22 protein-coding genes are annotated in these 23,319 nt (G+C 58.8%); 12 read left to right on the plus strand and 10 right to left on the minus strand.

From position 1 onward, the window contains the following. Positions 1-93 precede the first annotated feature (93 nt). From ASB57_RS15645 to ASB57_RS15660, 4 genes are all read left to right on the plus strand, one after another. Positions 94-441, plus strand: coding sequence for a hypothetical protein (locus tag ASB57_RS15645; RefSeq protein WP_156414181.1), 348 nt, complete (start codon positions 94-96; stop codon positions 439-441). A 793-nt stretch (positions 442-1,234) separates the two neighbouring features. Beyond that, complete coding sequence (locus tag ASB57_RS15650; RefSeq protein WP_057653061.1) at positions 1,235-1,990, plus strand: SDR family oxidoreductase; 756 nt, start codon at positions 1,235-1,237, stop codon at positions 1,988-1,990. 3 nt (positions 1,991-1,993) lie between these two features. Continuing rightward, on the plus strand, positions 1,994-2,386 hold the full coding sequence (locus tag ASB57_RS15655) for a VOC family protein (protein WP_057653062.1): 393 nt from the start codon (positions 1,994-1,996) through the stop codon (positions 2,384-2,386). A 628-nt stretch (positions 2,387-3,014) separates the two neighbouring features. Then, the gene (locus ASB57_RS15660; RefSeq protein ID WP_057656181.1) at positions 3,015-3,248 is read left to right on the plus strand and encodes a DUF2274 domain-containing protein; all 234 of its coding nucleotides are present in this window, start codon (positions 3,015-3,017) and stop codon (positions 3,246-3,248) included. Between the two features lie 11 nt (positions 3,249-3,259). On the opposite strand, the gene ASB57_RS15665 is transcribed toward ASB57_RS15660, so the two are convergent. The 3 genes from ASB57_RS15665 to ASB57_RS15675 all read right to left on the minus strand — a co-directional run bounded on the left by ASB57_RS15665 (position 3,260) and on the right by ASB57_RS15675 (position 5,858). Next, a complete protein-coding gene (locus ASB57_RS15665) occupies positions 3,260-4,162 on the minus strand; it encodes an SDR family oxidoreductase (RefSeq protein ID WP_197424730.1) in 903 nt (300 codons plus the stop codon). Between the two features lie 31 nt (positions 4,163-4,193). Beyond that, entirely contained in the window at positions 4,194-5,042 is an 849-nt protein-coding gene (locus ASB57_RS15670; RefSeq protein ID WP_057653063.1) for an SDR family NAD(P)-dependent oxidoreductase, read from the minus strand. A gap of 75 nt (positions 5,043-5,117) precedes the next feature. Continuing rightward, positions 5,118-5,858 carry an SDR family oxidoreductase gene (locus tag ASB57_RS15675; protein ID WP_057653064.1) on the minus strand — a complete coding sequence of 247 codons (741 nt, stop codon included), beginning with the start codon at positions 5,856-5,858 and terminating at the stop codon, positions 5,118-5,120. A 119-nt stretch (positions 5,859-5,977) separates the two neighbouring features. Here ASB57_RS15675 and ASB57_RS15680 point away from each other — a divergent pair, with 119 nt between their 5' ends. Beyond that, positions 5,978-6,577: a TetR/AcrR family transcriptional regulator gene (locus ASB57_RS15680; protein WP_057653065.1), complete on the plus strand. Its 600-nt coding sequence runs from the start codon at positions 5,978-5,980 to the stop codon at positions 6,575-6,577. A 393-nt stretch (positions 6,578-6,970) separates the two neighbouring features. On the opposite strand, the gene ASB57_RS31120 is transcribed toward ASB57_RS15680, so the two are convergent. The 3 genes from ASB57_RS31120 to ASB57_RS15690 form a co-directional block, all read right to left on the minus strand. Continuing rightward, positions 6,971-7,540, minus strand: coding sequence for a cyclopropane-fatty-acyl-phospholipid synthase family protein (locus ASB57_RS31120; RefSeq protein WP_156414182.1), 570 nt, complete (start codon positions 7,538-7,540; stop codon positions 6,971-6,973). A 231-nt stretch (positions 7,541-7,771) separates the two neighbouring features. Then, positions 7,772-8,863 carry an alpha/beta fold hydrolase gene (locus tag ASB57_RS15685; RefSeq protein ID WP_231755156.1) on the minus strand — a complete coding sequence of 364 codons (1,092 nt, stop codon included), beginning with the start codon at positions 8,861-8,863 and terminating at the stop codon, positions 7,772-7,774. 202 nt (positions 8,864-9,065) lie between these two features. Next, entirely contained in the window at positions 9,066-9,989 is a 924-nt protein-coding gene (locus ASB57_RS15690; RefSeq protein WP_057653066.1) for an SDR family NAD(P)-dependent oxidoreductase, read from the minus strand. An 84-nt stretch (positions 9,990-10,073) separates the two neighbouring features. On the opposite strand from ASB57_RS15690, the gene ASB57_RS15695 reads away from it, so the two are divergent. Further along, on the plus strand, positions 10,074-10,646 hold the full coding sequence (locus ASB57_RS15695) for a TetR/AcrR family transcriptional regulator (RefSeq protein WP_057653067.1): 573 nt from the start codon (positions 10,074-10,076) through the stop codon (positions 10,644-10,646). A gap of 181 nt (positions 10,647-10,827) precedes the next feature. On the opposite strand, the gene ASB57_RS15700 is transcribed toward ASB57_RS15695, so the two are convergent. The 3 genes from ASB57_RS15700 to ASB57_RS15710 form a co-directional block, all read right to left on the minus strand. Beyond that, entirely contained in the window at positions 10,828-11,196 is a 369-nt protein-coding gene (locus ASB57_RS15700; protein ID WP_156414183.1) for a hypothetical protein, read from the minus strand. Positions 11,197-12,103: 907 nt separating this feature from the next. Next, on the minus strand, positions 12,104-13,192 hold the full coding sequence (locus ASB57_RS15705) for an AbrB family transcriptional regulator (RefSeq protein WP_057653069.1): 1,089 nt from the start codon (positions 13,190-13,192) through the stop codon (positions 12,104-12,106). 182 nt (positions 13,193-13,374) lie between these two features. Beyond that, entirely contained in the window at positions 13,375-14,265 is an 891-nt protein-coding gene (locus ASB57_RS15710; protein ID WP_057653070.1) for a LysR family transcriptional regulator, read from the minus strand. Between the two features lie 159 nt (positions 14,266-14,424). On the opposite strand from ASB57_RS15710, the gene ASB57_RS15715 reads away from it, so the two are divergent. From ASB57_RS15715 to ASB57_RS15725, 3 genes are read left to right on the plus strand one after another with little or no spacing between them, the layout of a single operon-like run. Then, positions 14,425-15,510: an aldo/keto reductase gene (locus ASB57_RS15715; protein ID WP_057653071.1), complete on the plus strand. Its 1,086-nt coding sequence runs from the start codon at positions 14,425-14,427 to the stop codon at positions 15,508-15,510. 3 nt (positions 15,511-15,513) lie between these two features. Then, the gene (locus tag ASB57_RS15720) at positions 15,514-16,638 is read left to right on the plus strand and encodes a hypothetical protein (RefSeq protein WP_156414184.1); all 1,125 of its coding nucleotides are present in this window, start codon (positions 15,514-15,516) and stop codon (positions 16,636-16,638) included. Continuing rightward, the gene (locus ASB57_RS15725) at positions 16,635-17,384 is read left to right on the plus strand and encodes an isochorismatase family protein (protein ID WP_082621635.1); all 750 of its coding nucleotides are present in this window, start codon (positions 16,635-16,637) and stop codon (positions 17,382-17,384) included. Before ASB57_RS15720 ends, ASB57_RS15725 begins: the two co-directional genes overlap by 4 nt. Before the next feature lie 2 nt (positions 17,385-17,386). Here ASB57_RS15725 and ASB57_RS30680 read toward each other — a convergent pair whose 3' ends face one another. Beyond that, positions 17,387-19,210, minus strand: coding sequence for an NAD(P)-binding domain-containing protein (locus ASB57_RS30680; RefSeq protein WP_231755157.1), 1,824 nt, complete (start codon positions 19,208-19,210; stop codon positions 17,387-17,389). A gap of 247 nt (positions 19,211-19,457) precedes the next feature. Here ASB57_RS30680 and ASB57_RS15735 point away from each other — a divergent pair, with 247 nt between their 5' ends. The 3 genes from ASB57_RS15735 to ASB57_RS15745 all read left to right on the plus strand — a co-directional run bounded on the left by ASB57_RS15735 (position 19,458) and on the right by ASB57_RS15745 (position 23,281). Then, complete coding sequence (locus ASB57_RS15735; protein ID WP_082621637.1) at positions 19,458-20,816, plus strand: MmgE/PrpD family protein; 1,359 nt, start codon at positions 19,458-19,460, stop codon at positions 20,814-20,816. 117 nt (positions 20,817-20,933) lie between these two features. Further along, complete coding sequence (locus ASB57_RS15740) at positions 20,934-21,908, plus strand: tripartite tricarboxylate transporter substrate binding protein (protein WP_231755158.1); 975 nt, start codon at positions 20,934-20,936, stop codon at positions 21,906-21,908. Positions 21,909-21,964: 56 nt separating this feature from the next. Then, positions 21,965-23,281, plus strand: a complete 1,317-nt coding sequence (locus ASB57_RS15745) for an NAD(P)-dependent oxidoreductase (RefSeq protein WP_057653075.1) — start codon at positions 21,965-21,967, stop codon at positions 23,279-23,281. The last annotated feature ends 38 nt before the right edge of the window (positions 23,282-23,319 follow it).

Below are 23,319 nucleotides of genomic sequence, written 5' to 3' on the forward strand. Positions count from 1 at the left end.
CAACGACAACGCTCAAGCTACCCGTCGCCTCCATCGAAGCCGCGACCCCGCGATGCCCCCCCGTTCGCTCGATCATCAAACTCGACGACAGCGATGAAACTGATCTTCTCATGGATAGCGCTTCCACCCGATATGCACCGCCCATGCTGCGCGTCAGACGCTCCCGACGCGCAAGGGGTGAGCGTGCTGGCGCACGCGCTCGAAGATGATGGCGGGCTGGGCGTTGACCACGCCGTTGCCTGGGTTGAGGAGGGCAAACGTCTCACACAAGCCGCCTTGGCCGACGCACCGGAAACGCGGGTCTGGGCGCGCGAATCCTATGTGATCGAATTTACCGACGAATACGGAATTGCCTTTGGGATGGACGATCCTGCATGCGCGGAGAAAAGCGCCAACCCGGCAGTTGCTGTCACTGTTGCAGCATTGGCAAGACCTCCTTAAGGTGGGCCCCGGCGCTCCCGGTGCGTGCGTCGATATCGACCTCACATGAAGCTCCTCGCGATTTATCTTTGCTCTGGGCTGATTCGACGCGGTGATCGATCCCCTCCCCGCCGATCAGACGGGACGGCTACGTCGGGGACGGGCGCGTGTGGAGGCGCACCAGGGCCCTGTGACGGCATCTTTCGGCCACAACCGGCCGGTCGTAAATTTCCACTTTCAGATACGCCGCTGCTGTGTTGAAGCGGAGATCGGCGTTGCAGGAGAAGGTCAGCATCGGCGGCCGAGCATTTCTGTGGTGTTCCGCACTAGAGATTGCGCTCCGGCAAACGCTCAGGGCAGTAATCAAGGAATGATCCCAATACTGGATCGATACAGCAGTGACTGCCCCGCGAACTTCTCTCGATTACGGTCAAGTGACTGACCAGTAGCGGCACTAATCTGAGTTCCGCTGGTATTGACAGCACGTGAGGGATGTCGGTAGAGTAGTCGTCGCAGCCACCGATAGGTGCGCTGCCGTAGGCGTTACCGTCATCCAACGCGTCCGTTTCGAGAGGAGCCCAGCAGGGCAGTTCTCGATGAACGACGACGCCGTTTCGATGACCTCAAGTTTGCTGCTCCGGGCTCACATCCTGCCTGGGACGACGGCCCTTCCGGGCTCTCCAACCTCCTTTTTTTGCCGACCCGCACTGCGGCAGCTGCCGCATGGGAATTCGAATTCTGGCGGTTGGACTGGAGCAGACACTGGATCAGGTTTGCGGCGTCATCACGCTCCTAACCTTCTAGGCAAACTCCTATGAAAATCTCCGGAAACACCATCTTGGTCACTGGCGGCACAAGCGGTATAGGCCGCGCACTGGCCGAAGCACTGCACGACCGAGGTAACCGAGTCATCGTTGCAGGCCGGCGCCAGTCATTGCTGGACGATGTCGTCGCGACCCGACCCGGCATCGCGAGTCTGTTGCTCGATGTCGACGACCCCGCTTCTATCGCGAAACTCGGAAAGCAACTCCGGCAGCGGTTTCCCGACCTGAACGTGTTGATCGCCAATGCCGGTATATCGCGCGCCGAGAACATAGCCGACGACAGCTGGACTGCGGCTAATGCTGAAGCTATCGTCCACACCAACATTCTGGGGGTTCTACGTGTAGCGGCGGCAGCGTTGCCGCTCATCAAGCACAGGCCAGACGCCGCTTTGCTCGCGACGAGTTCAGCACTGGCGTTTGTGCCGCGCGCTGACTTTCCGACCTACTGCGCTAGCAAGGCCTTCTTGCATTCATGGCTGCAATCTCTGCGACACCAACTGCGCCACTACCCGGTGGAAGTGTTGGAGTTGTCGCCGCCATATGTCCAAACTGAGCTCACAGGTGCAGCTCAGGCCATCGACCCACGTGCTATGCCGCTACAGGAGTACCTAGACCAACTTCTTCGCAAGTTGCAGGCCGGCGACGCGCCACGGGGCGAGCTTCTACTGGACCAAGACTTGCCGCGTCGCTGGGCCGAGCGCGATGAGAGCTTTAACTCCATCTTCTCCACGATGAACCCGAGCTGACCTATGAAAACGCAATGCACCGGCAAGCTGAACCATCTCAGCCTCCCTACTCTCAATCCGGCGGCCACCACAGCATTCTTCCAACAACACTTCGGTTGCAAAATCGTTGCCGCGGGCAACAGCATTTTACTCAGGCACTTCGGCTTCGACATTGTGCTGGACCACGCCACAGAAACGCCATCCTGGCCTTCGAATTTCCACTTTGGCTTTGAGATGGATACCGCAGTCGAAGTGCAGCAGTTACATACAGCATTTGCAAAGGCAGGTGTTCACCTGGAGATGGGTGTCTTCAATAACACTCGCGGCTCACGCTTCTTTTGCCGAACGCCGGATGGTGTATTGATTGAGGTGAACACGCGCGAAGACAAAGTGGGCGATTGGCAGAAGCTTTTCTGAACGCTCACAACGTGAACTGGTGCTGTGTACTCAAGCGAGGCGCCGTTGATGCGGGCAACCAGCGGTGCGGCAGCAGTTTGCGCAGGCCAGTGCCGCTGCCACGGACCTTTTGATCCGCACTGTGACGGTTCTGCTCTGAAGCTCGATACGCACTTCCTCGTCAGGTGGTGGCGCAATGGGCGAGGTCAAGGACAAGGTGACAATTGCTGAAGTGGATACAAGCGCGACTGTGGCCATCAGTCGCGACTTGCATCCGCTAAGCAGTCGAGCATCCTGTCTTGACAAATACCTTGAACCCTCATCTGACCCTGTCCGTTGCGCACTTTTCTATGCACGCGAGCATCTTTCCGAACCTCTTAAAGTTTCAGCTCTTACCAATGTTGAATGTTTATCTGAACGGAAGATTGGCCGAGCGTTTCGAGCAGAAACCGGTAAGACGCCGGCGCGAGCAATCGAGAGACTGCGAACAGAGGCCACACGTATTCGTATTGAGAGCGGAGCAAAGCCCATCCAGACAAGCTAGCCCACCTTGACCGAGCGCCCCGGCTTGCCGGTTCGCATCATCGTGAACCGCGATCGGCGGGCTGCAACCCTACCAGCCGCTGTTCTTCAATCGGAGGACTTCACGATGCGCACGACTAAGACGCTGCGGCTTGAGCCGCTGCCGAAAATCGAATCCACAAAGTTGGCATTCGCTTGCCCGGCCAGCCTGAAAGCTGATCACGACCGGCATCTACAGAGTTGCGGCGAAGCGGTCGATGCGGCGACGCTGATTCCACACATGCTGGAGGCGTTCATGGCAGGGGATCGGGGATTCAGGAAGAGAAGCGCGGGCAAAACTGCCCTCCCGACGCCGAGCTGACGTGGATCGAGTCAGGCCGCGCCGCTGAGCGCATCGACCGCGGCGTCGAAGCGACCTTCTCGCTCGGCGAGACGCAGCACCCATACGCGCTCTACGAGCAGTTCGACGGGCGGCGGATCCTGCCGGAACTGAGCCATTGTCTCTTCGATGAACTGCGGCAACGGCATGTAGTTGGGGTTGCGGGACTGCCCGGCCATCAACTCGGTCTGGACCCCTGGCGGCGCGATTTCGAACACCCGCGTGTTCGTATTGCGCAGTTGATGGCGCAACGACACCGTGTATGAGTGCATCCCTGCCTTGGTCGCACAATAGGTGGGGCGTGGCACCAGCGGCACGAAACCCAGGCCTGAAGAAGTGTTGACGATGATCGACTGCGCCTTCGTCTGCAAATGCGGCAGCAGTGCGGCGGTCAAGCGGATCGGACCATTGAGGTTGGTCTCCACCGTGTTGTGCGCGTCAGCCAAATCGGCCTGCTGGTCGAGCAGGTTCTCGCGACGCATGATGCCGGCGTTATTGAAGACGACGTTGAGGTCGGGGAAGCGCTGGATGATGTCCGCGGCAAAGCGGCGCACGCCCTCGGGATCGCGCACGTCCAGCGTCATTAACTCCATTCCGGGAAATTCGGCTGCGGTTGCTGCCAGCACATCGCGTCGGCGCGACGCGATGATGACCTTGTTGCCCAGCTTGTGCATCTGCTCAGCCAAGCCGCGGCCGATGCCAGTACCACCCCCGGTGATGAGCACGGTATTGCCGCTCAGCTTGATCGGCTTGGTAAGCGCGAGTTCGGGTCTGCCGCTTGCCTTCCCGGTCTGCGCCGAAGCACCAGTCGCGGCCAGCAGGGCCGCTGCGGGCATTGCCAACGCCGTTGCTTTAAGTATGGATCGGCGCGACAGCGCCTTGCCGGGGATATTCATATCCATCATTCGTTCTTTAAAGAGGTTTGGCTTAGAAAGAGGTCGGCTTCAGGATGTCTTTCAACCCCATCGCGGTCATGATTTCTGCCCGGATGCGGTCGCCCATGATAGCCATGACCTCGTAGCCCATGTTGGCGGGGTCCACGGTGACGTGGAAAGGGCGCTTGCCGGCGGGCAGATCGACGACCCGCACGATGGCCCGCGCCACGTCCTGCGGATCGGAGTCTTCGGGCTCGATGGCCGCGTGGCCTTTGTTCACCCTGTCCTGAAGGTCCGCCGTTGGTCCCTCGGCATAGGCGCGAACGACTTCCGCGTCGACGGGACGGCCGCTATGCAAGAAGTGGTTGGTTCCCGTACCGAACACGCCAGGCGCGACGATTGAGGTGTCGATGCCCCATAGCGCCAGTTCTCCCGCATAGCTGATGGCCAGGGATTCCATGGCAGCCTTGGCAGCGAAATAGGGTGCCAAGTATGGCGGCGTGCCACCGCGCACGCTGGTTGAGGACACCCATACCAGCAGCCCGGAACGCGCCGCGCGCATGTGGGGCAACGCTGCACGGTTGACCCGCTGCGTGCTGATAACGTTGACGTCGTACTGTTGCGCGTACTGCTCCGGCGTGAAGGCCTCGGACGGTCCCAAGACCATGTGACCGGCGTTGTGTACGAGCACATCCAGGCGGCCGGCGTTTTCGATCACGGTCTCGACGGCATGGTCGGCCGAGGCTTGATCCTGCACATCCAGCTCCACCGTGCGTAAGTCGACGCCATACACGGCAGCATGACGCGCCACCGCTTCGACCTTATCGGCATTGCGCCCCTTCGTGTCGCGCATCGAGGCATAGACGGTGTGGCCGGCCTGAGCAAGCGCGTGAGCGCTCATCAGGCCAAAGCCGCTCGACGCGCCAGTGATAAGAATGGTTTTTTGCTCATTTACATGTCCCTTTTTTATTGGTGTTCAGATCGCGCCGCCGTTGGCAAACAGCGTCTGTCCGTTGATCCAGGCGCCGTCCGGCCCCGCGAGGAAGGCGACAACACCAGCAATGTCGTTCGGCTGGCCGAGCCGCTCCAACGGGGCCATCCTGGTGATGCCGGCAACCTGCTCCTCCGACTTACCCTTGAAGAACAATTCGGTGGCGGTGGGGCCAGGCGCCACGGCATTGACCGTGATGTTTCGGCCTCTCAGTTCCCGCGAGAGGATTGCGGTCAGCGTCTCGACAGCCGCTTTGGTGGCGGCGTAAGGGCCGTAGGTCGGCAGCTTGAGTTTGGTTACGCTAGTGGAGGTGTTGATGATTCGCCCGCCATCTCCCATGCGGCGCGCGGCTTCCTGAAGCGTGTTGAAGGTGCCTTTGAAGTTGATGGCAACCATGCGGTCGAAGGTTGCCGCATCCATCTGAGCAATCGGCCCCAGGCCCATCACGCCCGCGTTGTTGACCAACACGGCGACCTCACTGCCGCGCTTGGCAGCTTCATCAAACATCACCGCAACGGCGCTGGCGTCGCTTACGTCGCCGGGCACAGCAAAGGCCTGTCCACCAGCGGCTTTGATCTCCGTGACCAAGGCGTTGGCCACGTCGGCGTTACTCGCGTAGTTCAACGCCACGGTGAAGCCGTCCTTGGCCAAACGTCTTGAAATTTCAGCACCGATACCCCGAGACCCGCCGGTGACCAGTGCAATCTTGCCTTCCGCATACGCCATTACGTTCTCCATTTAGTGGAACGGTACGTAATGTAAAGTTAATATTCGATCGCGTCAATAAATTTTCCTTTACGGCACGTTATGGTAAGTTGATGGTCGAAAAATTATGCAACAGCACCATGAAAGTTAAGACGCCCCCCTCTGTGCGGCTCGGCCGCCCCCCTTCGTCAAGCGCGGATTCGCACGACGCGATTCTTTCGGCCGTGTACGAGTTGCTTCAAGAGATGTCCCTGCGCGACCTCACGATGGAGAAGGTCGCCAAGCGCGCCGGTGTCGGCAAGCCCACGCTCTATCGCTGGTGGAAGACCAAATCGGCACTGGTTATCGCTATGTTCAATGAGCGCATCGTTCCCGAAATTGATGCACCGCCAGCCGCTTCTTTTGAAGAGTCGATTCGCCACAAGGTCCTAGCACTCATCGAGGCTTTCAACGGCTTCTTCGGCAAAGTGATTGCCGAAATCGTGGCCGAGGGGCAGAGCGACCCCCAGGTCCTCAGCGAATTTAATGAGTTCTACATCAAGCCGCGGCGCGCCGGGACCATCGAAGACATCCGCTTGGCTCAAAGGCAGGGCCAGATTCCAGCGCATGTTGATCCAGAGATGGTTGTCGATGCGGTGTTCGGGAGCCTTTATTACCACTTGCTACTGAAGCTCAAGCCACTCACGCCTGAGTATGGGCAGCGTTTGATAGAGCACTGTAGGAAGTTGCTCGAACTTTAGATCGATCCAAATTGCAACCTCTGACACCCCTGCCACGGACTGCATCCGGAAGGGAGGTGCAGGCGCCCCACTATCTGCCTACGATGAAGACGTAGCCCGTGGGTTGCGCTCCCGTTTTGACGGGACCTAATGGCAGGTCGGCGGCTATGATGACAATGCGACCTTGCCCGCTGCGACGCTCCTACGCTTTCCGCCACTAAGCGCCTACGTGACACCTAGGGGCGAAATCTAGCCTGGCCTATTACCCCATAAGACCTTTTGCGCCGCTGCCCGTCTGCACTAAAAAGACGAAGGTGGACATTTTTCATGACACGCTCTTATGCCAAATCAGGTGCAGCACTCAGCAAATATCTCGAGATCAGATTCGCTCCAAGTTCGAGGCCGCGCGTTTCGCTAGACCTCCTGCTCAATACACCCAATCCGTTGATAGGCAGGCCATACGTAGACGGCGATGGTGCCGCGCAGGATTCCCAAGCGCGAAGCTGAGACAGTGCGATTTCGGAAAAGAAACGTGTTGGCCACTACATAGGTACCGGGCTTGAGAGACCGATCAAGCCAACTATTTATGCGGCTCATAGGAGCCGGCATCAAATAGCAGGTCACCACATCGGCGCAACTAAGGTCGGCGCGAAAAAAATTTCCCCATTTCAATGACACATTTGGGAGACCATAGGCCCGCAACCGAGAAAACATATACGGAAATGGAGATATTTCTATCCCCCTCACCGATGCATCGGGAAATGCATTGGCCAGGGCTACGACCAGTGCACCCCATCCACTGCCAAGATCAAAGATTACCGCCCCTGACGGGAGATTCATACGTTCTATTAACGCTACGATGGCATTCGCTTCCGATTTTGTGGACGAAAGCGTCGGCACCCCCGTCAAAATAGCAACGAGGAGAAAGGACGCTCCGACCAAAACGGTTGTTCCGATAGCCAGGTAAGAAATTATCGATGCCATCGGTTCTCGGAGTTCATTCGGCGCATATGCTCAACGCGCATCCGAGCCTAGTAGGCACGGATTTGATTCCAGAATACGCCGCGCGATCCGATCGACAGCTGCACAGCTACCGATCGGATCGGTCACGTCTTTCCGCCTATCGCCACTTCCTTTTTCCGCCATCGCCTTCTGCTCGTCGTCTTGATTAAGACTAAGTCTATTCTGAAGTGGAGAGGACAGAACGACCAACGTTTACTTGCAGTCAATTTTTCCCAGGGCATCGGCTCGCTTCGCCAGATCAGAAAGTGCGGTTTCCCACGCCGGATCGCCGACGTAGAGTTGAGTTCGCAGATAAGCCCACGACAGTCGCTGAATCACGGAAACGCGCTCCGGATTCTCGTCGGTTGTTTCGGCTGCATCATATTGGGCAACGCCGCCGTAGGAGTGCTTGGCGCCAAACAATGTGAGCTGGCATTTCGGACTCGGGCTGAGCGGGTACGCGTCGGCACGCCATGTCACGCGCGGTGAGAACATCGGATTTAGATCTTGGTCCCCAGCGACGATCAGCGCTGGTATTTTCATCTCCGAGAAATTCACCTTCCTGGCGATGGGGAAAACCTTCTGGACTGCCGGTCCAAGGTCGGTGTCGCCACCAGGGGCCCCGATCATCACCACCGCCCGTATGCGGCGATCAGCGAGATCCACCTCGTTACCTGTTGCGGGGTCCGTTGGCCGCATACCAGCCAGCAACTGCACAGTGTGCCCGCCCGCCGAGTGTCCCACCGCAGCGATGCGGCTGGGGTCAAGACGCCCATTCAGTCCAGGTACTGCTTGGGCAATTTCCTGGAGGTGATCTAAGATGAATTGCATATCATTAGCGCGGGATTTCCACGATGTGATCACGGCCGGATTATCTGCCCGGAGGTTGAGAGTCTTGGAGTCAATGTGGGTCGGCTGAATGACCACGAACCCGTGCGCGGCATAGAAGTCCGCCAATGGCGAATAGCCATGCATTGACGACAGATAATTCGAATTCCCCAGTCCGTGGGACAAGAGCATCACAGGCAGCTTTTCTCCGATTGCAGGAGCGGAAACCTTCATCTGCAGATCGACCGGCCGCCCGGGCACCGCCAGCGTCAGAGGCATGAAGCTGGTGATGGGAACACCGTCAGGAACTGGGATGTAGTCCGCCTCCCTAACCTGCTGCGACATCGCAGCCCCTTGTTGGGGCACACTTTTAGTCAACGGCGGGGTCTGCGCACTAGTAGAGGCGAAAGAGCCCATCAGAATGGATCCGGAAAGCACTGACAAAAACCAGCGTTTTAGGACATGGACTTTGCACATGAGAACTCCTTTTCAAATGCATTGAAACTGACTTGGTCTACGCATGCCCCATGACTATCGGCAGACGCTATTACTTCAGGGTCAAAGGTGTCTGCGACCGACGTCGCCGGCGTCCTTTCGCTCGCTGGGTTTGAGACTTACTTGGCTTAGGATGAGATAGTCATAGCATCACGGCAGAGCCGATGGCAGACGCTAGCCCGGATCACGCGTCGGTAAGGTACGTTGGGAGGCCCGTCATCCGAGCGCTCGATTCCCATAATTCCCGCTGGAAGGCCTTGTTGTAGCTATCGTCCGAAGAGCGGATGGCGACGCCATTCGAGAAATAGCGTCCACCAGGCTGAGCGTCGTTGCCCAGCGTCACAGCTACCAACCGCTCAGCCGAGATGTCAGTGCTCTGAACATCTTTCTCGATCAAGGGCAGGAGTACGCGGGCGACCATTTGGATGGGCTTGGGCCAAGTCCGAGCCAAGCCTGTGCCCGGCATCACTCCCGGGTTCACTGCGTTGACCAGTAACGAGTTGAGCCAAGAGTCGGGCGAAGCCTTTAATCGGCTCTGAAGCTCGTACGCGCAAAGCAGATTGCACAGCTTAGACATGGCGTAGCGTCGAAGTCCATCTGACCGGGTGTTGGCAAAGTCGCGCGCCACTGCGCCCGCATCCTTGTAGATTGGCGGAGGAATCTTGGTCTTCGCCTTCGGATCGTGTGTACCGCTAGAAACAAAGGTAATTCGCCCATTTTGGGACATTTGCGGCAGCAGCAGCCTGACCAGTAAGTAGTGCCCGAGATGGTTAACGGCAAAGGTCGTCTCGTATCCCTCCTTGGTCCGCTCAGGTTCGGCAACATTTTGCATGCCCGCGTTGCAGATGACGCCGTACAACGGAGGCAGGTTAGCCTTGCAAATCAAATCAACGAAGTGATGCACCGACGCCTGATCCGATAGGTCAATAGGTAGAAAAATCGCGCTACCGCCCTCTTCGTTCAGTTCCGCGACTGCTTTTTGGCCCAGATCTGCATTGCGACACGCGATAACGACGCAAAAGGAGCGATACCGAGCGAGCCTCAGGGCAGTTTTGAAGCCAAGGCCAGCATTACCGCCCGTAATGATGACCGTACGTTCCCCGAACATATCCATGACTCCTGATTAGCGTTAATCTGAAGATTTACAGTGTGAACTTTGTCAGTCGCAGTGTCAAGATGTACAATACAAATCATGGTTTATCCGAGCAAAACCAATCGTGACACGATCATCAGCGCCACACTGTCTCTCGTTGAGCGCGAGGGAGCCGAGGCGCTAACTTTGCGGCGGTTAGCGGCAGAAATCGGCGTGACCGCCAATGCCATTTACCGCTATTTCCGCAGTCTCGAAGTACTAGTCGCGGCTGCCGCTGACGCCGTGGCGAAGCGACTCCATAACTTCGTCGAAAGCAGCATGGCTAACTGGCCGCCAGCTTTGCCACCCGATCAACGAGTCCGCCGACTATTGATGCTCCATGGGGAATTCACGACGAACAACCCCTCGCTCTACCGAATCCTGTTTAGCGCTAGCCGAGAGGCTGAGGCCGAGTTGCCCACACCCCACTGGCGCGGACAACTTTTTTTACAGTCGATGAACATCATCGCTCCGCTGGTGTCCCCGTCCGACGCAACGCTCGCTACGACGACATTTTGGTCACTAATGCACGGCATCTGGGAATTGCGCCGTGCCGGCGTACTGAAGGATAAGGGCCAAGACGCCATTGATGACTATGCCTTCGAGGCATTGATAAGAGGCGTGCACCGCTAGGGGGGTTCGCATGCAAAGGCGTGCGGCTCTCAAGTGGAGACCAACAGCTGCCGTTGGTCTCCACCTATTGCGTTGGCTGTGTTGCGAGACTGAGGTTGGTATGCATTGAACATGAACCGGTGAATGCTATAAGCCAGGTTCCGATCATTCCGATTGGTTCATTGAGGATAGAACTCGGATTTCATCTAACTTGGAATTCTTCCGGAAATAGTTCACGTAACGTGGAATTATTCGCTTTCGCGAAGATCGCAAGCTGCGGCATTGCAGTAATCTTCGTTGCGTCCCAGGTGGCACACACCAGCGTATTCCGAGCCTGCATGTCTGCCAGTTGAGCCGCCTGGGCGGCCTGAAAAGATGCCCCGCACACCACTGCGAGTGTGATTCGCATCACAAATCGAGTTGTCACTCTCATAATCCCCAGCGCCTTAGAGTCGTTCAAACGCTGAATCTGCCCTAACTCGTCTATGACCAAAAGCGATATTGATAAATAACAATTCATTCGAAATGAAGATGAAAAACGCAGGTTTACCCGCACTGTTAGGGGCAGCAACCGGACGTCCTCCTAAGGTGTCCACGTCCCACGGCGCGGCGCGGCGAACACGCTCCGTGCTCTCCCTCAAGCGGGCATGCCGAGTCGTCCGGCGGTTCCAATTGACGGTCCCGCCCGGCAACACGTCCTGGATGACGTCTTCTTGTACGTGTTTAAACCCGCATTTCACGTTCGACGTGAGTCGCTAACATCCATCACCTTCCTATCCTATCTGGTTGCCTCGTTTCGGGGGCGCCACCGACGGCAACTGCAAGAGGTATCCGACTGGTGCTTGCCCCCTTGGGCGCCAGCTCATCCCTGATTGCGCGCTACTGGGCCTGACGTCACACGACGTCCTACCGACGTTTATCCGCAGGGTTAATCAAGCGGGGCTCATGTGGTCCGGCGCCGTGCTTCTCGCCTCTCTGGGGCGGCCTAGCCGTGACGATGTGATTCTTCGCCTGCGTGGCTGCACTCTGCCATGCCATTTTATTTGTGCGGCATTTTCGATGAGCAAGGCATCCAGCGCGTGTGATATCTAGGACGCGAACAAAATATACGCATTGCCGTGTTGGACAATGCCCAAACGCACGACCGGAGAGGATGGGAGCCCGACGAGACGCGAGCAAAATCGCCATGTGCGATGCACGGCGCGTCAACCCGAAAGGCGCTGATATAGGAAGACTTTCCCTGGCCAGTTTCACTTGCCGGATGCCAGCAACGTATAAATGATGCACGCGTGCTGACGTAGGTCTTCAGGATGCAGGGGGACGCCGCGTTGCTTCAGGTACGTCGTACTGTCAACGAAAATTCGGACAGACGCGCCCACGCGCCGCGCTCGCAGACCGTTCTTGTGCAGCCTGCCACCCCGTATCACGATTTCGATGCCGGTGTCGGGCCTGATGCTAACGGAGGTGAGTTGACCGCGTCACTCAGTCTGCACCAGCCACTTCGACACGAACTTGGCCAAGGCCGGGCCGATGGCCATGACGACTAGGAATCTGGCAGTCTGCAGGGCCATCACGAAAGGCATGTCCACATGCGCCGAGGCGGCGATAATGGCGACGGAGTCCGCCCCGCCGGGACTCGTTGCAAGATAAGCCGTCAAGGGGTCCGCGCCGCTAAACACGTGCAATAGATAGGCCAGTACGCCGCACGATGCCACCAACGCCAACGTCGACGCCAGGACGCGCGGAAACGCGCGCGCAGCGTGTCTCACGACTTCGCGCGTGAAACGTAATCCGATGCTCCAGCCCACCACCGCATAGCTCCCCGCCATGAGCCAGGGAGGCAAAGTGATAGCGACAGCATGCGAGCCGGAAAGGAATATGCCAAGAAACATCGGAACCAGCAAGCCGCCCGCAGGCACTTTAAGTCGAACACCCGCCCACGCGCCGCCAAAGGCAATCGCCAATGTTTCGATCAGGGACCAGCCGTCGATATGCGGGAACCAATCCACCGAAACACTGTGGAGCGCATCCGCCGGAATCCAGATTCGGGAAACCACCGACGCGACGGCCGCGACCACCGCCACCCGCAGAAACTGCATGAAAGCGACGAGACGAATGTCAGCGCCGAATGACTCTGACATGAGCACCATGACCGACGATCCGCCGGGGGAAGAGCCCCAGATCGCCGTCGTACCCGGCAGCACTTTCCAGTAACTCAGCAGACCACCCAGCGTGGCACTGAACAAAATAACGGCGAAAACAAAAATGAGCATCACCGGCCACTGGCCAAGCATCGTGCCAAGGATCTCCGGACCAATCGATCTGGCAATCAGGCAACCCACAAGTCCTTGCGCGGCAACGAAGAGCGTACGAGAGACCTTTACCTGACCTTCGTAGACCGACAGCCACACCCCGCCAAGCAAGGCGCCCAGCATCAAGGCCGCTGGCAGATGCGCCAGCTCCAGGAGTTCCACGATACACACCGTCAGTACCAGAAGCACCAGCCACTGAACCGCTTGTGGCTTGCCGCGAAGAGATCTTCTTGCCGCATCGGTGTTCAGAGTCATGAGTTGACGGTATCCAACATGAGTGCATTTGAATTCACGCCGTTGACGACCCTGGCGCGAGAAATCGAGCGGCGCGATTATAACTATGGCACCACCGTTGCTGTCGATCTTTTTCTTCTGACAAACACCTTGCCGGCCGACACTGCGGGCCACTGCCCCCCCCGGCACACGACGTCGCTTTTTCACCTTCGATAGCGAAGGGAGTCGACGACCAACTGCACCGCGCGTGAGCGCTGCCGCGCACTCGGATAATAAATGTGCAGGCCAGGAATCGTGGGAAACCAATCTTCCATGGTGTAACGTAGGCGTCCAGCGACCACATGCGGTGCTGCCATATCTTCCGGGACAAAGGCCAGGCCGCAACCGGAGAGGGCTGCGTTCAACACTTGATAACCCCCATTGAAAATGGCCTGGCCTTCGACACGAACCTGAGTTTCGCGTTTACCCTTCTTCAGTTCCCACGCGTACAAGCCGCCACTTGCGAACCTGAGCGAAATGCAGTTGTGGCCAAGCAGGTCATCCGGCTTTCTCGGTTCTGGAAACTGCTCGAAATAGTCGGGCGTGCCTACGATGACCATACGACGGTCTGGACCGATACGCACTGCCACCATATCCTTTTCGACCTGATCTCCGTTGCGAACCCCGAGGTCGTAGCGCTCGGCCACAACGTTGGTTAAACCGTAGTCGACGATGACCTCGACCTTCAGGTCAGCGTTGTCTCGAAGCACTTTCGCCAGCCTGGGCCAGATGACCTCGTTGACACCGTAATCGGTAGCAGTGATACGGACCGTGCCCTTGGGTTTTATCGCAAACTCACCAACCGCATCGAGTTCAGCGTCCACTTCGGCCAAACGGGGCCCTACCGACTGTATGAGCCGCTCTCCCGCCTCGGTGGCGGCCACGCTGCGCGTCGTCCGGGTCAGCAGCTGTACGCCCAGAGATCCTTCCAGGGCACGGATAGTGTGGCTGAGTGATGAGGGCGAGAGCCCCATCTTGGTGGCGGCCCGAGAGAAACTGCGCTCCCTGGCTACCGCCAGAAAAATCTGTACATCGCTGATTCTGTCCCGGGACATTATTGAATCCTATTCATAAGTACATGCACATTTTGCCATCTAGACGCGGATGCCCCCCGCTTTTACAGTGAACGGACTCTTCCAACAAGCGATTCGGTGTTGCCTCGGCCATGCCCTTCGTTAGCCAGGCCCTCAACGAACAACTCAAGGATGTGAATTATGGAAAATCGACTCCTCGGAAACAGCGGCACCGTCGTCTCGCGCTTTGCGCTCGGTACGATGTACTTTGGCGGCGAGACCTCGGAGGCTGATGCCTTTGCCATCATGGATGCCTATGTAGAGGCCGGCGGCAATTTTATCGATACCGCGAACGTCTACATGGGCGGCCAGTCCGAAGCCATCGTCGGCCGCTGGTTCAATAGCCGGCCCGTCGAAATCACCGATCGCATCGTCCTTACAACCAAGGGGCGCAATTCAATACACCAGGGGCCGAATGCAGCCGCGCTATCACGACCCGGACTGCAGCGCCTCCTGGATGAATCGCTGAAGAATCTGGGATGCGACCACATCGACCTGTACCAACTCCACTCCTGGGACCCGCTCACCCCAGTGGAGGAAACCATCCGGTTTCTGGATGATGCAACCCGCGCCGGCAAGATCCATTATGTCGGCCTGTCCAATTTTCTGGGTTGGCAGCTTCAGCTCTTCGTCTCCACGGCCAGGCAGCTAGGCGTCGCCCTGCCGATCAGCCTCCAGCAGCAATACAGCCTGCTATCACGTGAAAGTGAATGGGAGATCATCCCTGCGGCACTGCACAATGGGATTGGCCTGCTGCCGTGGTCGCCCTTGGCGGGCGGCTTTCTCACGGGAAAATATCAACGGGCGACCACGCCGGCGTCCGGCAGCCGCGCCGGATCAGAGAAGGCGCTTTACCAATGGACCTCCGCTGAGTACGCCGAGTCGGAGCGTAATTGGGCCACTATCGAGGCGGTCGTTCGCCTATCCAACGAAATTGGTGCAACCCCCAGCCAGGTCTCCCTTGCCTGGGTAGCGGATCAGCCTTCGGTGACGGCGCCCATTTTTGGTGCCCGCACACTTGCGCAACTCAAGCACAACCTCGGCGCGAGCGACCTCCATCTGAGCACCGAAGCGACGGCCATGTTGAACGAAGTGAGTCGGCCGCAGTCTGGGGGCTATCCCTATGGGGCCTTCGGCGAAGGTCAACGTACTCGCCGCCTCGACGGCAAGAACGGCCTCGTCGACGTGGTTGGTGGAGGAAGCCGCGCCCCGTTAGGCAAAGTCTGAACAATGACTTCCAACCCGCTCGCCTCGCGACCGAAGTCTCCGATGCCGTTGCATTGGCTCAGTCGTCTTTGCCAGATCACAGCAACCACAACGTTTCTTTTCGCCATCATGTCCAACCCAGCCGCAGCGCAAACCTATTCTTCCATACAAAGTGCCGCCAGCCCGCTTGTACTGAAGTCGCGAGGAAGCTTCTTTGTCGGCGGACAAAACGTCGAACAGAGCTTTGTCGAATTGGGAAGCTTGCGTGCGGCCGACCGCGTCACCGTGAACCAAATGTATGTGGAATACATGGTTCCAGACGGCCATACCAAGGTTCCCGTCGTCATGGTGCATGGCGCGGGCCTGAGTGGTGCAAGCTTCGACACGACGGTCGACGGTCGGATGGGATGGTTTGAATATTTTGTCCGCCAGGCGCATCCCACCCTCGTCGTTGACCAAATCGGCCGAGGACGCTCGGGTTTCAATCAGGCGCTGTACAACAATGTCGGCGCAGGCAACGAAAAACCATCGAGCCTGGCCCCCATCACCCGTATGGGGGACAACGTCGCCGGCTGGGTCAACTTCCGCTTCGGGCCTACCCCGGGTGTCGCCTATCCGAACTCGAAATTTCCGCTCGAAGCGGCTGCCGAGCTTTCCCGCCAGGGAATACCAGATCTCAGCGCAGCGCTACCCAAGCCCAACCCGAACTTCAAGGCGCTGTCGAATCTGGCCAAGGAGGTCGGGGGCGCGATTTTGCTAAGCCATTCTCAGTCCGGACACTTCCCGTTGGAATCCGCGCTCATCGACGCCGCTGGCATCAGGGGCATGGTAATCGTGGAGCCAGGCACTTGCGGAGGCTCCTCCTGGACCGACGAACAAATCCGCACCTTGGCCAAGGTGCCCACGTTGATCGTATATGGCGACAATTTATCTGCATCGACCGGCCTTCCCGGCCCCGGATGGCAAGACCGCTTCGACGATTGCCAGAAATATATCGGCCGCATCAATCAAGCTGGCGGCAATGCCAGCATGTTGCACCCGCCTGATCTGGGGATCCATGGCAACAGCCATCTGTTGATGCAGGACAAGAACAATCTGCAAATCGCGGACCTGATCCTTCAGTGGATGGACCGGAATACTCAACCATGAAATTTGAATCTGCTTTATCCCAATATACGGAGCCCAGTGACATTCGCGGAGTGAGCCGCCGAACCGTGCTGCGTGCGCTGGCAGGTGCAATGATTGCCGGCACCGGCATGGGCAGCGCCGAGGCTGCGCCGGGCATCAACACCAATCCTGTGGTCCCAACGCCGCTCGCGCCGACCACCAGAAAATCAGATGCGAAGCGGGCCCAGGTGCTCTTTGCAGACTTGCAGCCCGCGCTAATAAAAGGAAGCCGCACGACACCGCCTGAGCAGCTTGTCCTGGGGGTCGGCACATTGGCGAAGGCAGCGCAGATACTGGCACTCCCGATGACCTTCAGCCTGGTACCTGAAGGCGGACGCTGGGGCCGCGCGTTACCAGCGTTACAGCCCTACATCCGAGAGGACAATGCTTTCTGGCGAACGTCAGCCGGTGCCTTCATGGACACGCCAACTGTCGATCATCTGCACGCCAACGGCCGCCCCCTGCTGATACTGTCAGGATTTGCCGCCGAAGTCGTCGTGCTGCATACGGCACTGGGCGCTCTGGAGGCCGGATACGAAGTGCACGTGCCAGTCGATGCCATCGGCGGAATCACCACATCAACGCAGGAAGCAGCACTCAAGCAAATTGAGCGGGCCGGTGGCGTGACCACATCGATACACAGCATTATCACACGCATCGCACCAGATCTGGGCGCCCCTCCCGGAAGCACGGCGCTCCAAGCTCTACGGCCACTGCGCGCCAGCTGACGTCAAGACGCACAACGAAGCGACACGTTAGCGCAGGATTCGTAATGGTGGACGAGCGCCTCCCCCCCTATGTCCACGCTCGCTCGGTTGAGCGCCGCGTCGAATTGTCCACGCGCCGCATCGAGTGCCATCACTGGAGCACCAGCCTGCATCGCCAGGCGCATGGTGAGCGCCAAGGACTGGATGGCCCGCGCAAGCGAGTAGGCTTCTAGCGAACGACCCTCTAGCAGAGAGAGCAGAAGCAGGCGCGAGGCAGCGCTCCAGCCAGAACCCCGGTGCAGCACCGTCGCCAGGTCACGCAGGGACAATCCGTACTTGTAGCCCGCAGTAATGCACTCGAACGCGATTGCCAGGCACATGGCAGCGATACCGTCACGCACCAGTGCGGCTTCGCGAGCACTTCCACTGGCGCCACAGTACACAGTATTTGAATCGAGAGTCCCAAGCACCGACTGGACGGTGGCGGCGTGCTCGGAAGGTGCGCCGAAAGGCTGACACGCATCGGCCGTCAGGGCCAGGCCGACTTGCAGCGGCGCATCGGCCACGACAACGCCGCGCTCGGCCAGCCGCCGCTGGTGAGTACGTACAACCGCAGGATCGCCCGTGCCGATATAGATCAGGATTGTTCCTCTTGGCACGGCATCAGCGAGTCTGTCCGCGCCGAACAACAGCGCCGATACGTCATCGTCACTTAGATCCAGGAGGATGGCGTCGCACGCGCAGAGGAAGTCCTCGACGCCTGGTCTTCCCAGCTCGAACGATCGCCCCTGGCGAAGCGCCGCGCCATTGCTGGTTGCGCCTGGGCCGAAGAGATAACCGACCCGCGTCACGGACCGGTCGCCATCGCTGGAAGCGCTGGGAGTCGCCTCATCTTGGGGACCGATTCGGGTAGCGGCCATCGCTTCGATAACACCGATCATGTCCTCCAGTCTTGCGGCGTGGCCCAGCTTATTCAGACCCATCAGCATAAGACCGCGCGTGACCGCCGAAACGGCCATCGGACTACGACTGGAAATCCCCAGATCGACCGCTTGATTGACGTCCTTTAGCATCAGAGACAACGAAAAGTTCGTCGATGCTTTGCCCTGCTCGATGGCAGGAAGCATTTTATCGGTCGTCTGATTGTGCGCCGAGCCCTGATTGAGCACGCGTGTTAATACGCTCAATGGCAGGCCAAGTTTTCGTCCAAGCGCCACGACTTCAAGTGTGCCCAGCCGGCAGGCGGCGTTCATGGCATTGTTGACCATTTTCATGGCTTGCCCATCACCGACGCGCGTCCCGCATCGATAAATGGTCTCGGTGATGGACTGCAACACGGGCAATGCTTTCTTGAAAGAATCGTCGGGTCCCGCCACCATCAAAGTCGCCTGCCCCTGCGCGACGATATGCGGACTGGCCGAGACGGCGGCATCCATCATGAGCACGCCTGAGCCAGCCAGGTGTTCGGCCATGGCACGCGTCTGCTCCGGAATGCCGCTAGTTTGATCGATGATCAGCGTACCGGGCCGCAGGGCGCCGGCTAATCCCTGCTCCCCGAAGACGATCTCGTAAACATCGCTCGAACGAGGAAGACAAATCAGAATGACATCGCAGCGCGTCGCGATGTCGGCAGCACGCGCCACCGGCTTTGCACCGAGGTCATGAAATCGCTGCAAAGCCTTTGGATCAAGATCCCAGACGTGGAGCGTGTGCTGTTGCAGAAAGCGCTTGGCGAGCTCTCCGCCCAGGGCGCCGAGCCCGATGTATCCGATGTCCATAGTCTCCTGCTTGCCTTTTTTTGCTTGCGTCTTACGCGCCATGCTGGATTGTGAAACTCGTCGGATCATCTTAGCAGCACCTATCTGTCAAAAAAAACAAAGTTTCACTCACCGGAATTCATTTCAATAATTATTGACAGCCGTCAAACGCGTGCTTAGAGTCTGCTTGCGCTGATACGTCTCAAGAAGATCCGCTCGGCGTGGAGCAACCCTTGCCCCGGCGCTCTCGAGCGGCCAGGTGCTTGGAAGGGGAACGCCTGATGTTCCCTCGACGGAGACAAGTGATTCACAAAACGAATAGCCATTAGGAGTGAACATGGCAGAAGAGTTTTTCGCACGCCAGGTCGGACGATTCATCAGTGACAGCGACGCTGCCGCTCTTCCAGAATCTGTCGTCGAATACGGAAAAATGGTTCTCGCCAGCACATTGGCAAGTGCAGCACTCGGCTCAACGCTGGACTCCAGCAAGATAGTTCGACGCCAGGAAATATCGCGAGGCGGCAACACGTCGGCAAGCGCCTGGTTCGGCGAGTGGGAGCGCTTGCCATCGGTTGCCTGTGCGCGCTTGAACGCATTGATGAGCGATGCCGCGGCGTCTGACGACAGCGATCTTCGCAACATCGTCCACAGCGGAACCCCGGCTACCGCGGCAGCACTCGCCGTCGGCCAGGAAGTCAACGCGTCAGGCAGCGAGATCGTGCACGCGATCGTCCTTGGCTACGAAGTGGCTGGCACCATCAACACTGGCGTCATCGGGGGGCTTCAGCGCAAGGGCTTTCATGGCTGTGTCGTCGCCACATTCGCCGCGGCCGCCGCGGCCGCCCGCCTGTATAAATTGAATGAAGAGCAGGCGGCAAATGCACTGTCGCTAACCGCGACATCAATGGGCGGTCTACACGCCGTGGCGGCCGTCAGCCTGGCCCGCGAGTTCCATGCCGGCAATGCGGCGATGGTGGGAGTTCAGTGTGCGCAGGCCGCTGCTCTGGGATATGCGTCCGCGCCCGATGCATTCGACATGAAGCGAGGATTTTTCGCGACACTCGGCAACGGCAATGACATATCTTCCCTAGCCGCCGAGCTGGGCAAGAAGTGGAACATTCTCACAGAACTCGGGGTGAAGCTGGTGCCCGGCGGCTCCCCTTTTCATGCAGTGGCAGAGGCGGCCGCCCTGGCTGCGGAAGACGGCAATCTGGATGTAGACGATATCCGCCAGATCTATTTCACCTTGCCGGACTATCCCTTTCCCGGCCCCAAGCGTCCGGCAGACCTGATTGGCATCGCCCATAGCCCGTTTTATTTCGCTGCGGCTGGGGCGGCGGACCGCGAATACGGCTGGCAGCACGCTTTTGCGGAAAAGATACAGAGCCCACGGATTCGATCGCTCTTCGATCGCATCGAACGCGACGACCGCGAGGTCGTCAATAAAAACGAGTTCAAAAGCGGTGCCATCGTGCGCATCGAAGCTCGGGATGGCCGCGTGTTTGAACGTTCCGTGCGCTATCCCAAGGGGGCGGCGGTGCGCGGTATCGATTGGAACGACCTGGCCGGGAAATATGCAGCCTTGATGCCTCATGGAGGCCTTAACGCACTTCAGATCGATGACAGCCTGGCGTTGGTTCGTGAGTTGGACAAGCTTCCAAGCATCGATTCCCTATTCCTCAGTTTGCGGAAATAAGCGGCAACGACCGCGAAAGGCTACGCATAAGCGTGGACCTGAGAAGCGCACGAACAACGTGCAGCGTCATCCGAGGCGCAAAAGAACTATTGATGACAATACGGAGGAGACAAAACAATGAGCAAGTTAACGAAAGTTGTATTCGCTGGCCTCGCAGTCGCGGCGCTGCACGCGAACGCAGTGAAGGCCGCGGACGATTTCCCGTCCCGCGCGGTGCGCCTGGTCGTACCCGTGGCCGCGGGCGGTTGGGGTGATGTGACGACGCGACTCATTGCCGAGCGCATGGGGGCCGAGTTAAAGCAGGCCGTCATCGTGGAGAATCGCACGGGTGCGGGCGGTCTGGTGGGAATCCGGTACATCAAATCCGAGCCTGCCGATGGCTACAACCTGCTGGTCACTGGTGGCACTATCGCCATCCAGCAGGCCTTGACCGCCGAGCCAGGCTATGACGCCATGAAGGACTTCGTGGCGGTGGGCTCGCTGGTTCGCTCACCTGCCCTGGCCATCACCGGCGCGTCGTCGCCCTACAAATCGATGACCGATTTGCTGGCCGCGGCAAAGGCAAATCCCAACCAGATCAGTTATGGCTCGGCCGGCGTCGGCACGACCACCCACATTGCTGCCGAGATGCTGCTGCGCCAGGCCGGCGTGAAAATGCTGCACGTCCCGTACAAAGGTAATGGCGCGGCGATGCCGGACGTCATCGCCGGACGCGTAAGTTTCATGATCGATGCTTACAGCAGCAGCGCCGCGAACCTCAACGGTGGGCGTCTGAAAGGTCTGGGGGTGACGGCGGAAACGCCTATCAAGGCATTACCCGGTGTGCCGACGGTGGCGTCGCAGGGATTACCCGGCTTCCAGTATTACTACTGGCTTGGCGTATTCGCGCCAGCGGGAACTCCGGATCAGGCAGTGAAGGTCCTCTCCAGTGCTCTGCAAAAAGCACTGAGCGACCCAAAATTGAGCGCTCGCCTGCAGGCGGATGGCTCCGAGCCCTATTTCCTCACACCACCGGCATTCAAGGAATTTTTGAGCAAAGAGATCACGGATACGGACACGTTGATAAAGACGCTCAACATACCCAAAGAGTAGCGCGCATCATGCCGAATAGTCATCATCATGCGCACGAGGCGCCAGGCAACGAACTCATGCTGAAGGACGATGGCGATTCGGCATCGCTGGCCGATCTAGCCGAGGCGATCAGCACGGCCGTACTTGTAGCCAATTTCGAAATACTGGCCGTCGCGCTGAAGGCGAACCTGCCGTTGCCGCGAATCGCGGACCTCATCAATCAGAGCACGGGTCGCAGCCACGTATCCGCCGTTGAGCTTCCGAAATTGATCCGGAACGAAGGAACCAGCAAGCTGGATATCCGCGGCATGCTGGCAGGCACTGAACGCGTGCTGACCAGCGCCACGGCCGCGCGTCTCTCATTGCCCATCATGGCGTATGCCAAATCTACGCTCGCCGCAGCGTTGAACATGGAGCCTGCTTCGAATCGAGTCGGAGACTTGGCACAAGTCTTCGCCCGGTTCGCCGGCGCCACTATGCAAGCCAGCAACGACGCATCCAGCACCCCAGCTGACAACGCCAGGGATCAAAATTTCGTATTGGGCTATGTCGGCCTGGGCGTGATGGGGAGCGCACTGGCCTGCCGCGCGCTTGGAGTCGCGAGCGAGGTTTATGTGCACGACACGCGCCCGGAAAGCGTCGCTTTACTCGTAGCTCAAGGCGCGCGCCAGGCGCACTCTCTGACCGACATGGCCCGGCGATGCGACATCATCCTCTTGTGCGTGCCGGGCGTGAAGGAGGTTCGTGCCGTTATCTTCGGCGACGATGGCTTGTACGCGGGGCTCAAACCAGGCACGATGATCATCGACCAGACGACCGGCTCACCCGCAGACACCCGCGAGCTCGCCAGGCTGTTGCGCGAACGCGGCGTTGCACTCGTCGATGCGCCCATCGCTGGGGGCCCAGCAGGGGTCGAGGGTGGCAACTTCCTGAGCTTATCTGGCGGCGACGCACACGCGACTCGCACTTTCCGGAGCCTGATCCAGGCGATGGGAAGCCAAGTGATTGATTTCGGCGATGCTGGCAATGGACACACCGCCAAGCTGGTGAAGAACGCGCTGGCCATCAGCAACCGATTCATTGCCTATGAAGGGTTGTCGTGGGCATCGCGGCGCGGACTCGGCATGCGAGCGGTCTGCGATGCCGTCGCCAGCGGCCTGGGCGATACTCAGGCGCTGTCCCGGCTCTCCGCGGCCGCGCAGACAGGCAAGCCGACGGCTACCATCACGCTCGCGCTATTGGCCAAGGACCAGCAACTAATCTGCGCACTGGGCACTGATCTTGGCGCTCCGATGGGGGTGGCCAATCAGGTACGTGCTGGCGTTGCCCGCGCCACGGCTGAACTGGGCGAAACCGCCAATATTGACGAGATCGGACGGCTGTTCGGTTTGTGATTGAACTATTGCGCCGGCGATTTGTTCGATACCAAACG

The sequence above is a fragment of the Bordetella sp. N genome, from assembly GCF_001433395.1.
Taxonomy (GTDB): domain Bacteria; phylum Pseudomonadota; class Gammaproteobacteria; order Burkholderiales; family Burkholderiaceae_B; genus Bordetella_C.

Coding starts and splice junctions, on each gene's coding strand:
- ASB57_RS15645 (WP_156414181.1), top strand. CDS start 94: ATGAAACTGATCTTCTCATGGATAGCGCTTCCACCCGATATGCACCGC.
- ASB57_RS15650 (WP_057653061.1), top strand. CDS start 1,235: ATGAAAATCTCCGGAAACACCATCTTGGTCACTGGCGGCACAAGCGGT.
- ASB57_RS15655 (WP_057653062.1), top strand. CDS start 1,994: ATGAAAACGCAATGCACCGGCAAGCTGAACCATCTCAGCCTCCCTACT.
- ASB57_RS15660 (WP_057656181.1), top strand. CDS start 3,015: ATGCGCACGACTAAGACGCTGCGGCTTGAGCCGCTGCCGAAAATCGAA.
- ASB57_RS15665 (WP_197424730.1), bottom strand. CDS start 4,162: ATGAATATCCCCGGCAAGGCGCTGTCGCGCCGATCCATACTTAAAGCA.
- ASB57_RS15670 (WP_057653063.1), bottom strand. CDS start 5,042: ATGAGCGCTCACGCGCTTGCTCAGGCCGGCCACACCGTCTATGCCTCG.
- ASB57_RS15675 (WP_057653064.1), bottom strand. CDS start 5,858: ATGGCGTATGCGGAAGGCAAGATTGCACTGGTCACCGGCGGGTCTCGG.
- ASB57_RS15680 (WP_057653065.1), top strand. CDS start 5,978: ATGAAAGTTAAGACGCCCCCCTCTGTGCGGCTCGGCCGCCCCCCTTCG.
- ASB57_RS31120 (WP_156414182.1), bottom strand. CDS start 7,540: ATGGCATCGATAATTTCTTACCTGGCTATCGGAACAACCGTTTTGGTC.
- ASB57_RS15685 (WP_231755156.1), bottom strand. CDS start 8,863: ATGTGCAAAGTCCATGTCCTAAAACGCTGGTTTTTGTCAGTGCTTTCC.
- ASB57_RS15690 (WP_057653066.1), bottom strand. CDS start 9,989: ATGTTCGGGGAACGTACGGTCATCATTACGGGCGGTAATGCTGGCCTT.
- ASB57_RS15695 (WP_057653067.1), top strand. CDS start 10,074: ATGGTTTATCCGAGCAAAACCAATCGTGACACGATCATCAGCGCCACA.
- ASB57_RS15705 (WP_057653069.1), bottom strand. CDS start 13,192: ATGACTCTGAACACCGATGCGGCAAGAAGATCTCTTCGCGGCAAGCCA.
- ASB57_RS15710 (WP_057653070.1), bottom strand. CDS start 14,265: ATGTCCCGGGACAGAATCAGCGATGTACAGATTTTTCTGGCGGTAGCC.
- ASB57_RS15715 (WP_057653071.1), top strand. CDS start 14,425: ATGGAAAATCGACTCCTCGGAAACAGCGGCACCGTCGTCTCGCGCTTT.
- ASB57_RS15720 (WP_156414184.1), top strand. CDS start 15,514: ATGACTTCCAACCCGCTCGCCTCGCGACCGAAGTCTCCGATGCCGTTG.
- ASB57_RS15725 (WP_082621635.1), top strand. CDS start 16,635: ATGAAATTTGAATCTGCTTTATCCCAATATACGGAGCCCAGTGACATT.
- ASB57_RS30680 (WP_231755157.1), bottom strand. CDS start 19,210: ATGATCCGACGAGTTTCACAATCCAGCATGGCGCGTAAGACGCAAGCA.
- ASB57_RS15735 (WP_082621637.1), top strand. CDS start 19,458: ATGGCAGAAGAGTTTTTCGCACGCCAGGTCGGACGATTCATCAGTGAC.
- ASB57_RS15740 (WP_231755158.1), top strand. CDS start 20,934: ATGAGCAAGTTAACGAAAGTTGTATTCGCTGGCCTCGCAGTCGCGGCG.
- ASB57_RS15745 (WP_057653075.1), top strand. CDS start 21,965: ATGCTGAAGGACGATGGCGATTCGGCATCGCTGGCCGATCTAGCCGAG.